The sequence below is a fragment of the Pseudoclavibacter chungangensis genome (assembly GCF_013410545.1).
In the GTDB taxonomy this organism is placed as follows: Bacteria; Actinomycetota; Actinomycetes; order Actinomycetales; family Microbacteriaceae; genus Pseudoclavibacter; species Pseudoclavibacter chungangensis.
Genome location: NZ_JACCFV010000001.1, coordinates 2,672,859 through 2,685,208 on the forward strand (window position 1 = coordinate 2,672,859; position 12,350 = coordinate 2,685,208).

10 protein-coding genes are annotated in these 12,350 nt (G+C 70.4%); 1 reads left to right on the forward strand and 9 read right to left on the reverse strand.

Annotated elements, in window-relative coordinates; translation table 11 throughout:
- Nucleotides 1-2 precede the first annotated feature (2 nt).
- The 8 genes from HNR16_RS11845 to HNR16_RS11880 form a co-directional block, all read right to left on the reverse strand.
- Nucleotides 3-1,829, reverse strand: coding sequence for an acetolactate synthase large subunit (locus HNR16_RS11845; protein ID WP_158040033.1), 1,827 nt, complete (start codon nucleotides 1,827-1,829; stop codon nucleotides 3-5).
- A gap of 40 nt (nucleotides 1,830-1,869) precedes the next feature.
- Nucleotides 1,870-3,570, reverse strand: coding sequence for a dihydroxy-acid dehydratase (ilvD, locus tag HNR16_RS11850; protein ID WP_158040032.1), 1,701 nt, complete (start codon nucleotides 3,568-3,570; stop codon nucleotides 1,870-1,872).
- Nucleotides 3,571-3,633: 63 nt separating this feature from the next.
- On the reverse strand, nucleotides 3,634-4,110 hold the full coding sequence (mnhG, locus tag HNR16_RS11855; protein ID WP_158040031.1) for a monovalent cation/H(+) antiporter subunit G: 477 nt from the start codon (nucleotides 4,108-4,110) through the stop codon (nucleotides 3,634-3,636).
- Entirely contained in the window at nucleotides 4,107-4,520 is a 414-nt protein-coding gene (locus HNR16_RS11860) for an MrpF/PhaF family protein (protein ID WP_158040030.1), read from the reverse strand. The genes mnhG and HNR16_RS11860 overlap by 4 nt, the downstream gene beginning before the upstream one ends.
- On the reverse strand, nucleotides 4,517-5,293 hold the full coding sequence (locus tag HNR16_RS11865; RefSeq protein WP_158040029.1) for a Na+/H+ antiporter subunit E: 777 nt from the start codon (nucleotides 5,291-5,293) through the stop codon (nucleotides 4,517-4,519). Before HNR16_RS11865 ends, HNR16_RS11860 begins: the two co-directional genes overlap by 4 nt.
- On the reverse strand, nucleotides 5,290-6,858 hold the full coding sequence (locus HNR16_RS11870; protein WP_158040028.1) for a Na+/H+ antiporter subunit D: 1,569 nt from the start codon (nucleotides 6,856-6,858) through the stop codon (nucleotides 5,290-5,292). The genes HNR16_RS11865 and HNR16_RS11870 overlap by 4 nt, the downstream gene beginning before the upstream one ends.
- On the reverse strand, nucleotides 6,855-7,412 hold the full coding sequence (locus HNR16_RS11875; RefSeq protein WP_158040027.1) for a Na(+)/H(+) antiporter subunit C: 558 nt from the start codon (nucleotides 7,410-7,412) through the stop codon (nucleotides 6,855-6,857). Before HNR16_RS11875 ends, HNR16_RS11870 begins: the two co-directional genes overlap by 4 nt.
- Entirely contained in the window at nucleotides 7,409-10,429 is a 3,021-nt protein-coding gene (locus HNR16_RS11880; protein ID WP_158040026.1) for a Na+/H+ antiporter subunit A, read from the reverse strand. The genes HNR16_RS11875 and HNR16_RS11880 overlap by 4 nt, the downstream gene beginning before the upstream one ends.
- A gap of 199 nt (nucleotides 10,430-10,628) precedes the next feature.
- Between HNR16_RS11880 and HNR16_RS11885 the strand changes: the two genes are divergently transcribed.
- On the forward strand, nucleotides 10,629-11,576 hold the full coding sequence (locus tag HNR16_RS11885) for a sugar phosphate isomerase/epimerase family protein (protein WP_158040025.1): 948 nt from the start codon (nucleotides 10,629-10,631) through the stop codon (nucleotides 11,574-11,576).
- Nucleotides 11,577-11,598: 22 nt separating this feature from the next.
- Here the strand turns inward: HNR16_RS11885 and HNR16_RS11890 are convergent, their stop codons facing one another.
- Nucleotides 11,599-12,318, reverse strand: coding sequence for an LLM class flavin-dependent oxidoreductase (locus HNR16_RS11890; protein WP_158040024.1), 720 nt, complete (start codon nucleotides 12,316-12,318; stop codon nucleotides 11,599-11,601).
- Nucleotides 12,319-12,350: the final 32 nt, after the last annotated feature.

Consider the following 12,350-nt stretch of genomic DNA (forward strand, 5'->3'; position numbering starts at 1 on the left):
GACTACTCCTCCCCGAACGCCGGGCTGTGGTCGCGCGCGTACTGCACGAAGCTGTTGCTGACGCCCTGCGGCACCATCGGCCACACCATCGCGTCGGCCGAGACGACGAAGTCGATCACGACGGGGCGATCGTTCGTCTCGAGCGCGAGCTTGATCGCCGGGTCGATCTCGGACTCCTCGGTCACGCGGATGCCGAGCGCGCCGTACGCCTCCGCGAGTTTCACGAAGTCGGGGATGCGGCGCGAGTCGTGCCCCGTGTCGAGGTCGGTGTTCGAGTAGCGACCGTCGTAGAACAGGGTCTGCCACTGCCGCACCATGCCGAGCGACGAGTTGTTGATGACGGCGACCTTGATCGGGATGTCGTTGAGCGTGCAGGTCGCGAGTTCCTGATTGGTCATCTGGAAGCAACCGTCACCGTCGATCGCCCACACGACGCGGTCGGGCTCACCGACCTTCGCGCCCATCGCGGCGGGGACGGCGTAGCCCATCGTGCCCGCACCGCCCGAGTTGAGCCACGCGTTGGGGCGCTCGAAGTCGATGAACTGCGCGGACCACATCTGGTGCTGTCCGACGCCCGCGGCGTAGACGGCCTCGGGGCCCGTGAGCGCGCTGATGCGCTCGATGACCTTCTGCGGCGCGAGGCGCCCGTCGGTCGTCGGCGCGTAGCCGCGCGGGTACTCCCCCTGCAGGCCGTGCAGGTAGTCCCACCACTCGCCGAGGTCGGGCTTCGTGCCGCCCGAGATGTTCGCGACGGCCTCGAGGAGGTCCTGCGCGACGATCTTCGCGTCACCCACGATCGGCACGTCCGCCGTGCGGATCTTCGAGATCTCGGCGGGGTCGATGTCGACGTGGACGACCTTCGAGTTCGGCGCGAACAGGTCGGCGCGCCCGGTCACGCGGTCGTCGAAGCGCGCCCCGATCGTGAAGAGGAGGTCGGCCTCCTGCAGCGCGAGCACGGCCGGGACCGTGCCGTGCATGCCGGGCATGCCGAGGTTCAGCGGGTGCGAGTCGGGGAAGGCGCCGCGCGCCATGAGCGTCGTGACGACGGGAGCACCGACCGCCTCCGCGAGGGCACGCACCTCGTCTGCCGCACCGGCGCGGACGACGCCGCCGCCGATGTAGAAGACGGGCTTGCGCGACGAGAGGAGCAGCTCGGCCGCGGCCTGGATCTGCTTGCCGTGCGCCTTCGTGACCGGGCGGTAGCCGGGCAGGTCGACCTTCGGCGGCCACGAGAACTCGAACTCGCCCTGCTGCGCGTCCTTCGTGATGTCGACGAGCACGGGGCCGGGTCGGCCCGTGGAGGCGATCTGGTAGGCCGCCGCGATCGCGCCGGGCACCTCGGCCGCCGTCTTCACGAGGATGCTGTGCTTCGTGACGGGCATCGTGATGCCGACGATGTCGGCCTCCTGGAACGCGTCCGTGCCCATGAGGTGCGAGAACACCTGGCCGGTGATCGCGAGCAGCGGCACCGAGTCCATGTAGGCGTCCGCGATGGCCGTGACGAGGTTCGTCGCCCCCGGCCCGGACGTCGCGATGCACACGCCGACGCGGCCCGTCGCCGAGGCGTAGCCCTCGGCGGCGTGGCCCGCGCCCTGCTCGTGGCGCACGAGGATGTGGCGGATCGACTCGGCGTCGAGCAGCGGATCGTAGACGGGCAGGATCGCGCCGCCCGGCAGCCCGAAGACGTCGGTCACACCGAGCGCCTCGAGCGAGCGGACGACGGCCTGCGCGCCCGTCATCGTCTCGGTTTTCGGTGAGGGCGGCGGACCGCCCGCGGCGTGGGCGCTCGCGGGCGTGGCCGTCACCCGTGGGGTGGCTTCCTGGGTCATGGAGTCCTCGTCGTCGATGCTGTGCGGGCGCGCGAACGCGTCAGCCCGTGATGGCTCCCTCGGACGCGGAATGCACGAGCTTGGCGTATTTCGCCAGCACGCCCCGCGTGAACTTCGGAGGGAGCGGTGCCCAGCCTTCTCGGCGGGCTGCCAGCTCGTGCTCGTCGACGAGTAGGTCGATCGAGCGAGCCGGGATGTCGACCCGAATCAGATCTCCATCGCGGACGAAGGCGATGGGACCTGCGTCGACCGCCTCCGGTGCGATGTGGCCGATGCACAGGCCGGTTGTGCCGCCTGAGAATCGTCCGTCGGTCAACAGTAGTACATCCTTGCCGAGCCCCGCGCCCTTGATCGCGGCGGTGATCGCGAGCATCTCGCGCATACCCGGGCCGCCCTTGGGACCCTCGTAGCGGATGACGACGACCTCGCCGGCCTGCACCTCACCACGCGTGAGCGCATCCATCGCCGCGCGCTCGCGCTCGAACACGCGGGCCGGGCCCTCGAACACGTCCGCGTCGAAGCCCGCGGTCTTGACGACGGCTCCCTCGGGCGCGAGCGTGCCCTCCAGGATCGTGAGGCCACCGGTCGCGTGGATCGGGTTGTCGAGGTCGCGCACGACCTTGCCGTCGATCGGCTGCGGGTCGAGTTCGGCGAGGTTCTCGGCGACCGTGCGGCCCGTGACCGTGAGCGCGTCGCCGTGGAGGAGACCGGCGTCGAGGAGCGCGCGCATGACGACGGGCACGCCGCCGACGCGGTCGAAGTCCTGCGCGACGAAGCGGCCGAACGGCTTGACGTCGGCGAGGTGCGGCGAGCGCTGCCCGATGCGGCGGAAGTCGTCGAGCGTGAGGTCGACGCCCGCCTCGTTCGCGATCGCGAGGAGGTGGAGGACCGCGTTCGTCGAGCCACCGAGCACCATCGCGACGGTGATGGCGTTCTCGAACGCCTTCTTCGTGAGGATGTCCTTCGACGTGATGCCGTTGCGCAGCAGGTTCACGACGGCCTCACCCGAACGGTGCGCGAACATGTCGCGGCGACGGTCGGCCGAGGGCGGGGCGGCCGAGCCGGGCAGGCTCATGCCGAGCGCCTCCGCGACGCACGCCATCGTGTTCGCCGTGTACATGCCACCGCACGCGCCCTCGCCGGGCGCGAACGAGCACTCGATGCGCTTGAGGTCGTCCTCCGAGATCTTGCCGGCCTTGCACGCGCCGACCGCCTCGAACGAGTCGATGATCGTGAGCTCGTGCTCGGAGCCGTCCGAGAGCTTCACCCAGCCGGGCGCGATGGAACCGGCGTAGAGGAACACGCTCGCGAGGCCGAGTCGGGCCTGCGCCATGAGCATGCCGGGGATCGACTTGTCGCAGCCGGCGAGCAGGACGGTCGCGTCGAGCCGCTCGGCCATGACGACCGTCTCGACCGAGTCGGCGATGACCTCGCGCGAGACGAGCGAGAAGTGCATGCCCTCGTGGCCCATGGAGATGCCGTCGGAGACGGAGACGGTGCCGAACTGCAGCGGGTAGCCACCGCCGCGGTGCACACCCTCCTTCGCACCCTGCGCGAGACGGTCGAGGGACAGGTTGCACGGCGTGATCTCGTTCCACGAGCTCGCGATGCCGATCTGCGGCTTGTCCCAGTCGTCGTCACCCATCCCCACGGCGCGGAGCATGCCCCGCGACGTGGTCGCCTCGATGCCGTCGGTGACGACGCGGCTCCGCGGCTTCATATCGAAATCGGATTCAGACATACCCCTCAGTCTATTCCGGCCGAGGAGTGCTCCGGACCGCGCGCCGAGTGCCCGCGGTGGCGCTCAGCGCGCGTCGTCGGCGTCGCGCTCCCCCGCACCGTCGGGCACGTGCGCGGAGCGCTCCTGCGAATCGTCGGGCCCGTCGGCGTCGCGCTCCTCGCGTTCGAGGTCGTCCTGCTGCCGCTGCTCCTGCTCGGCGAGGTCGATCGCCGCGGCGAGGGCGTCGACGTGCAGCTCGTCGTGCGGGAAGTGCCGGTTGCGGTAGCCACCGCGCGCGAGCGTCGCGGCGGCGACCGGCGTCGTGAGCATCTGGAAGAACATGATCGGCACGAGGAAGAGGATCGTCGGGAGCTCCGTCTGCTGGATCCCGAGCGCGACGAGGATGAACAGGAGCCCCGCGATCTGCGGCTTCGTCTGCGCGTGCATGCGCGTGAGCAGATCGCTGAACCGCATGAGGCCGATGCCGGCCGCGAGCGACAGGAGCGCGCCGATGATGAGCAGCACGCCACTCACGACGTCGAGGATCTCGTCGAGGCTCATCGTCCGCCCCCGTCCGTCGTGTTCGTGTCCGCGTCGTCGACGACCGACTCCTCGGCGCGTTCGAGCGCGCCGATCGTGTCGACCGGCTCGCAGACGCCCGAGACCTGGTCGCCGGAGGGCGCGACCTCGGGCGTCGCCCGGCCGCCCTGCCGCGAGACGTAGCGTGCGACGGTGACCGAGGCGATGAACGCCGTCATCGCGAGGGCGAGCATGAGCGGCAACAGCGTCGTGTCGCCGTTCACGACCATCTCGGCGCCGAGCACGCAGATGACGACCGTGAGCAGCGTGTCGGAGGCGACCATGCGGTCGACGATCGTGGGGCCCGTGATCATGCGGACGAGCGCGAGTGCCGCGCCGATCGCGAAGGCGAGTCCGACGATCCATGCGATGACGGTCCAGTACTCGCTCATGTCCGCTCCTCCTCCTCGGCCCCCTCCGTGTCGACGCCCGCGTTTCGCTCGGCGTGCGCCTCGTCGACGAGATCGCGCTCGACCTCGTCGTCGGTCACGAGGTCGCCCGCCGCGGCGAGCTCGCGCTTGCGCTCGGCGAGCTGCTCGTCGCGCAGCTCCTCGTGGGCGTGCTGCTTCCGCCACAGGCCGACGGGCGCCTCACCGTGCTCGCGGCGGTCGCGGTTGATCCGCCAGATGTCGTCGCGCGTGCCGAGCGCGAGCGCGAGGCGCTCCTCGATGTCGAGCGCGTCCTCGACGGCCTTCGCGACCTTCTCGTCCGTGTCGGCGCCGATCACGTGCAGGTAGAGCACGGAGCCGATGCGATCCGCCTCCACGACGACCGAGCCGGGCACGAGGATGTTGACCTCGGCCGTGAGCGTGAGGATGAAGTCGCTGCGGGTGCGGAGCGGGACGGCGACGACCGAGCTGCGCGGGACGGGCTTCGGGCGCACCGCGAGCCAGGCCACCTGGAACGACGCGATCGTGAGCCGCCACATGAACACCGCGAGGAACACGATGAACCACCACAGGTTGAAGCGGCCCGACAGCGCGACGGCGGGCAGGTAGAACACGCGCACGACGGCGATCGAGAACACGATGCCCGTCACGACGCTGATGACGTCGACGTGTCCCCACAGCACGAGCCAGAAGAGGACGAGCGCGACGAGCAGCGGCGACTGGACGCGGAAGTTGTGGCGCAGGGTGCGGCGCTCGGCGCGGTCGTGGTGCTTCATTCGCCCTCACCGCTCTCCGAGTGCACGGCGTCGACGTAGTCGCCGCCGCCCGAGAGGTTGTCGGCGGCCTGATCGGCGATCTCGTAGATGGGACCGGCGAAGACCGTGATGAGGACGCTCACGGCGACCATCGTCGCGGTCGCGGCCGTCATGAGGTGCGACGACTGCTTCGTCTCGGTGACGACGGCCGACTCCGGGGTGTCGGTGAGCTGGGCCGTGAGGGGCGACGAGAAGTCCTCGAGCTCGTCCTTGCGGCGCCAGAAGCCGAGGTTCCAGACGCGCACGAGCGCGTACAGGGTGAGGAGGCTCGTGAGCGCGCCGAGCGCGATGGCCGTGTAGACGAGCCAGCCCCCGACCTCGGCACCCGCCGTGAACAGGCCGAGCTTCCCGATGAAGCCCGAGAACGGCGGGATGCCGCCGAGGTTGAGCATTGGGATGAAGAAGAGCACCGCGATGTACGGCGCGCGTTTGAGCATGCCCGCGAGGTGCGTGAGCGACGAGGAGCCCGCGACGCGTTCGATGAGGCCCGTCACGAGGAAGAGCGTCGTCTGCACGACGATGTGGTGCACGATGTAGAACACCGTCGCCGCCCAGCCCGCCTCGGTGCCGAGCGCGATGCCGAAGATCATGTAGCCGATGTGGCTCACGAGCGTGAACGAGAGCATCCTGCGGATGCCGGCCTGTGCGACGGCACCGAGGATGCCGACGACCATCGTGAGCATCGCGACGATCATGAGCAGGGTCGAGATGTCGTTCGACGCGAACAGAACGCTCTCGGTGCGCAGGATCGCGTACACGCCGACCTTCGTGAGCAGGCCCGCGAACACGGCCGTGACCGGTGCGGGTGCCGACGGGTACGAGTCGGGCAGCCAAAAGGAGAGCGGGAACAGCGCGGCCTTGATGCCGAACGCGATGAGCAGCGCGAGGTGGAGCACGAGCTGGGTCGATTGCGGCAGTTGTGCGATGCGCACCGACACCTCGGCCAGGTTGACCGTGCCGACCGCGCCGTAGATCGCGCCGACCGCGCCGAGGAACAGGATCGAGGAGACGAGGCTCACGATGATGTAGGTGACGCCGGCCTTGAGTCGGCTCGCCGTGCCGCCGAGGGTGATGAGCACGAAGCTCGCGACGAGCAGGATCTCGAACCCGACGTAGAGGTTGAAGAGGTCGCCCGCGATGAACGCGTTGTAGACGCCCGCGGCGAGCACGAGGTAGGTCGGGTAGAAGATCGAGACCGGCGTCTCCTCGTCGCCGTCGGCGGCGCCCTGTCCGATCGAGAAGATCATGACGCCGAGCAGCACGACGCTCGTGACGACGACCATGAGCGCGCTCAGGCGGTCGACGACGAGCGAGATGCCGAACGGTGCGGCCCAGCCGCCGCCCTGGATGACGAGGGTCGCGTCACCGAGGTGGACGACCGCGAGCATCGTGACGCTCACGGCGAGCGCGACGACCATCGTGCCGACGGCGATCGCGATCTGCAGCTTCTGCCTGCGCGCGCTCGCGAGCGCGAACCCCGCGCCGATGAGCGGCACGAGCACGACGAGTGGGACGAGCCAGGTCATTCGCGTCCCTCCCGGTCGTCGTCCGGATCGTTCTCGGGCCGTTCGGCCACGGTGCGCAGTTCCTGTACCTCGCCGTCGTCGATGCCGAGGATGTCGGCCACGTCGTCGGAGGCGTTCGAGACGGCGGCCTCCGCGAAGGTGCCGAACTCGGTGTCGCCCGAGTCCTCCTCGTCGAACTCCTCGTCGTCGAGCGTCGGGTCGATCGAGCGCATCGCGATGTCCTCCTCGTCGTCCTCGACCGTGTCGACCTGCGCGAGGCGCCAGGAGCGGTAGACGAGGGCGAGGAGGAACGCGGTGGCCCCGAAGGTGATGACGATCGCCGTCAGGATGAACGCCTGCGGGAGCGGATCGGAGTACGTCTCGGGGGCGCGCTCGGGATCGTAGAGCGGTGCGGCGCCGAACGACCCGCTCGTGAAGAACACGAGGATGTTCGTCGCGTTCCCGACGAGCAGGAACCCGAGGAGCATGCGCGTGAGGGAGCGTTCGAGCAGCAGGAAGATGCCGCACGCGTAGAGCACGACCATGCCGATGAGCAGCACGAGGGAGAGGGTCACGAGCGGTCCTCCGTCCGGGTGCCGTTCGCGGGTTCGACGACGGGGTCGTCGGCGATGCTGCCCATCGGGGTGACCGTGAGCTCGCCGTCGTCGGCGTCGTCGTCGAGCTGTTCGGCCTGCAGGTCGACCTCGGCGCCGAGCGAGCGCAGGACGTCGATCACGAGGGCGATGACGACGAGGTAGACGCCGATGTCGAAGAAGGTCGACGTGACGAACACGAACTGTCCGACGTACGGAATGGCGACGTCGATGTAGGCGCTCGCGAGCGGGCCCTGCCCGAAGAACAGTGGGACGAGCGCGGTGAGCGTCGCCATGAGCAGGCCCACGCCGAGCAGGCGTCCCGCGTCGACGCGCACCGCCTGGTCGAGTTCGGCTCGGCCGCCCGCGAGGTAGCGGGAGGCGATCGCGAGGCCCGCGACGGTGCCGCCCGCGAAGCCGCCACCGGGATCGTTGTGGCCGGCGAACAGCAGGTAGAGCGACACGATGATGAGCGCGTGGAAGACGAGGCGCACGACGACCTCGAGGATGATCGAGCGGTTCTCCGGCGCGAGCGAGCGTCCGGCCATGAGCCAGACCTTCTGGTGCTTCGGCACCGCTCCGCCGGTGCGGCGAAGGCGGGCCGTGGGCAGCTCGATCGCCTCGGTGATCGGCGAGGCCGTGAGGCGTCGCCGCTGCGGGGTCCTCGCCGCCGACGGCTTCGACACGCGCGTGCGGATGAAGATGAGGCTCGCGATGCCCGTCGCCGCGGCGACGAGCACGCTGAGCTCGCCCATCGTGTCCCAGCCGCGGATGTCGACGAGCGTGACGTTGACGACGTTCTCGCCGTGGCCGCCGACGTAGGCGAGTTCGGGGAACGCGAGGGAGTCGGGGCTCGCCTGGCGCGAGGCCATCGCGAACAGCACGATCGCGGCCATCGACAGCCCGAAGGCGATGCCGATGATCCAGCGGATCCACGCCGGCGGGTTCTTGTCGCGCGACCCGTGTGCGGCAGGGAGGCGGCGCAGGACGAGGACGAACACGACGAGCGTGATCGACTCGATGAGCGCCTGCGTGATCGCGAGGTCGGGGGCGCCGTGCAGCGCGAAGATCATGACCATGCCGTAGCCCGTGACGCCGACGAGGATCACGCCCTGGAAGCGCTTGGGCGCCCGCGTCGCCGCGATCGCGGCGACCGACATGATGCTGATGACCGCGAGCTGCACCCAGCTGAACTCGACGGGCGGGAGTTCGGGCCAGGCGCCTCCCATGGCGAACGCGATGCCGGTCGCGCCGATGAACACGATGAGGATCGTGCCGAGGTAGAACGGCAGCGAACCGCGCTGCGTGAAGGCCGTGACCCGGGCCGCGACGAGATCGACGACGCGCATCGACCACCAGTAGCCGCGAGCGGAGTCGACGAGCGCGGGCACCTTGGCCTGCAGGCGCGACACGGGTTCGCGCGCCCAGAACAGGAGCAGACCGAGGGCGAGGGTGATCGCGGAGATCCCGAGCGCCGGTTCGAGTCCGTGCCAGAGCGCCAGGTGGTAAAGGGAGGGCTCCTCGACCGAGACGATGCCGGGCGGCAGGGCGGGCACGGTGTCGGCGTAGCCCGCGAGCGGGGCGTCGAGCAGCGGGGACGCGATGCCGAGCACGACTGAGACGATCGCGAGCACGAGCTGCGAGAACATGAAGTCGACGTGCTCGCGCACGTAGCGGACCTTCTCCACGCCCGGCTTCTCGGCGAACGCGCCGAAGACGAAACGACAGCTGTAGGCGACCGTGAGCACGGCACCCGCGGCCGATCCGATGAGCGCGACCCAGCCGAGCGCGTCCCCGAGTTCGCCCGCCGCGAGGAAGGACGTGAACACGGCCTCCTTCGCGACGAAGCCGAGCATGGGCGGCAGGCCCGCCATCGACCCGGCCGCGACGAGCGAGATGATGAACAGGAGCGGCGCCGAGCGGCCGAGCCCCGAGAGCTTGCGGATGTCGCGCGTCCCCGTCCGGTGGTCGATCATGCCGACGACGAGGAAGAGCGTGGCCTTGAAGCACGCGTGGGCGACGAGCAGCGTGATGCCCGCGAGCGCCGCATCACGCGTGCCGAACGCGACGACGATCGTGAGGAAGCCGAGCTGCGAGATCGTGCCGTAGGCGAGGATGAGCTTGAGGTCGTACTGCCGCAGCGCACGGTAGCCGCCGACGAGCATCGTCGCGATCCCGAGCGTGACGAGCACCTCGCGGTAGACGGGCATGTCGGCGAAGCCGGGCGTGAGGCGGGCGATGAGGTAGATGCCCGCCTTGACCATCGCGGCGGCGTGCAGGTACGCGCTCACGGGCGTCGGCGCGGCCATCGCGGCCGGGAGCCAGAAGTGGAACGGCAGCAGGGCCGACTTGGATGCGGCACCCACGAGCACGAGCATGACGGCCGTGATGACGAGGCCCGTGAACGGCGGCGGCGACGCGACGATCGCCGCGAGGCTCGCGGTGCCGGTCACGGCGTGCAGGATGACGAGCCCGACGAGCATGACGAGCCCGCCGAGGGTCGTGACGAGCAGCGCCTGCATCGCGGCGCCGCGGCTCGCGCGGCGGCCGGTGTAGTGCCCGATGAGGAGGTAGGAGAGGACGCTCGTCGCCTCCCAGAACACGAACAGCAGGTAGACGTTGTCGGCGATGACGAGGCCGTACATGACACCCGCGAACGCGAGCAGCACGCCGCCGAAGCGCCCGAGGTTCGGCTCGTCGGGCGAGAAGTACCGGGCACAGTAGAGCAGCACGAGTGCGCCGACGCCCGTCACGACGAGCGCGAGCACCCACGAGAGCGTGTCGACGCGCAGATCGAGATCGAGGCCGATCTGCGGGATCCACGCGAAGCGCTCCTCGACGACACCGCCCGCGAGGACGATCGGGCCCTGCAGGACCGTGACGACGAAGGCGACGGCGGGCACGAGCGCCCCGATCGCGAAGATACCGTTTCGCACCCACCGTTGGATGATCGGGATGAGGATCGCGACCGCCATGAACACGGTGAGGAGAATCAGCATCCGACTCCGACTCCCCCCAGTTGTGTATGCACTCGTCCGGGCACGATCTTAGCGGAACCTGAAAGCCGATTCGGCCGGTCGCGCCGCATTCCGCCCTCCGAGAACGGGGCGCCCGGTCGCGTCGGGTCGGCCGTCGCGACCACCGGACGGTCGTCCCGCGGTCACCCGACGTCGGCATCACAGGAGTAGGGTCGCCCGCATGAGCAAGGTCGGCATGAGCACCTCCTGCACGTTCCCGAAGTCCCTCGAGGCCTCCTTCCGCATCGCGCGGGAGGCCGGGTTCGACGGCATGGAGGTCATGGTCTCGACGGAGCAGGCGACGCGAAGCGTCGAGCAGATGGCGGGGCTCTCGCGCCGCTACGAGCTGCCCGTGCTCGCGATCCATGCGCCCGTGTTGCTGTTCACGCAGTTCGTGTGGGGACGCGACCAGCGCGTGAAGCTGCAGCGCTCGGCCGAGCTCGCGCGCGACGTGGGCGCGACGACGGTCGTCGTCCACCCGCCGTTCCGGTGGCAGTCCGGCTACGCGGAGAACTTCCTCGAGATCGTGCGCGAGATCGCGAGCGACACGGGCGTCGAGATCGCCGTCGAGAACATGTTCCCCTGGAAGGTCTCGGGCCGGGAGCTCAAGGCGTACCTGCCGGGCATCGACCCGATCGTGATGGACTGCGACGCGATCACGCTCGACTTCTCGCACGCCGCCCTGTCCGGGCGCGACTCGCTCGAGATGGTGAAGGCGGGCGGCGAGCGCATCCGACACGTCCACCTGTGCGACGGGCAGGCCCCGGGCGCCGACGGCAAGATGTGGGACGAACACCTCGCGCCCGGCGAGGGTGGCCAGCCGGTCGCCGAGACGCTGCAGTACCTCGCGGCGCAGGGTTGGGACGGGAACGTCGTCGCGGAGGTGAACACGCGCAAGGCGAAGAACGAGGCCGACCGCATCCGCATGCTGCGCGAGACCGTCGCGTTCGCGCGCGAACACCTCGGGCAGCCCTCGGCTGGGCCGGGCGCGACGGAATCGGACGTCACGGGTGCGACCGCTCCGGCGGACGCCGCCCCCGATCGTGGCGATGCGGCCGCCGACGACGCGCGCCCGGGCGACGCCCTCGCGGACGCGCCGAACTCGACGAACGACCCCGCCGTCGCCTAACCCGACGCGCGGGGCCCCGCGCTCACCAGCCCGGCGGGATGTCCGTCTCGCCGATGCCGAACGCGACGCGCGGGGCGACCGTCCGCGCGGCGGGGGCGTGGAGGCCGAGCGCCTCGGCGGCGCTCGCGCGGCGCGATGCGGCGACGAGGCCGCGGCCGCCGAGGCGCGGCACGACGTCTCGCAAGACCGCCCGCAGGGCACGGGCCCCCGCGAGCGCATCGTGGTTGTGCTCGGTGCCGAGCGTCGGTGACAGGTCGACGAGGTCGACCTCGCCCGAACGGGCGAACGACGCGAGCCGGCCGGCGACGCGTTCCGGGGTGCCCACGAGCGCGTTCGCGCGCGTGACGGGATCGAGCCCGAGGCGATCGGCCGCACCGTGCGCGAGCGCGTCGGTCGCGCCGGTCACGACCGCGAGCCGGACGGCGATGCGCAGTTCGCCGATCGTCCGCCCCGCGGCCGCGAGCGCGATGCGCGCGCGGCCGACCGCGGCCCGGGTCGCGTCCGTCCCGCGGTGGTCGATGCGGAGCACGTCGGCGTCCGCCGCCGCGCCCTCGACCCGGTTCGCCGTCGGATCGTCGTGCACCTCGACGGTCTCGGACCCGTAGCGGAACCCCGCGTCGGCCGTTCGATCGAGGACCGCCACACCCGCGTCACCGCACATGCCGCGCATGCCCGTCGCGCGGGTGCCCTGGGGCACGACGAGCACGAGTCGGAGCTGCTGCGGAGCACGGGTGGTGGTCATGGCCCGAGCGTAGGGAAGGCGTGCGAGCGCGT

Coding starts and splice junctions, on each gene's coding strand:
- HNR16_RS11845 (WP_158040033.1), bottom strand. CDS start 1,829: ATGACCCAGGAAGCCACCCCACGGGTGACGGCCACGCCCGCGAGCGCC.
- ilvD (WP_158040032.1), bottom strand. CDS start 3,570: ATGTCTGAATCCGATTTCGATATGAAGCCGCGGAGCCGCGTCGTCACC.
- mnhG (WP_158040031.1), bottom strand. CDS start 4,110: ATGAGCCTCGACGAGATCCTCGACGTCGTGAGTGGCGTGCTGCTCATC.
- HNR16_RS11860 (WP_158040030.1), bottom strand. CDS start 4,520: ATGAGCGAGTACTGGACCGTCATCGCATGGATCGTCGGACTCGCCTTC.
- HNR16_RS11865 (WP_158040029.1), bottom strand. CDS start 5,293: ATGAAGCACCACGACCGCGCCGAGCGCCGCACCCTGCGCCACAACTTC.
- HNR16_RS11870 (WP_158040028.1), bottom strand. CDS start 6,858: ATGACCTGGCTCGTCCCACTCGTCGTGCTCGTGCCGCTCATCGGCGCG.
- HNR16_RS11880 (WP_158040026.1), bottom strand. CDS start 10,429: ATGCTGATTCTCCTCACCGTGTTCATGGCGGTCGCGATCCTCATCCCG.
- HNR16_RS11885 (WP_158040025.1), top strand. CDS start 10,629: ATGAGCAAGGTCGGCATGAGCACCTCCTGCACGTTCCCGAAGTCCCTC.
- HNR16_RS11890 (WP_158040024.1), bottom strand. CDS start 12,318: ATGACCACCACCCGTGCTCCGCAGCAGCTCCGACTCGTGCTCGTCGTG.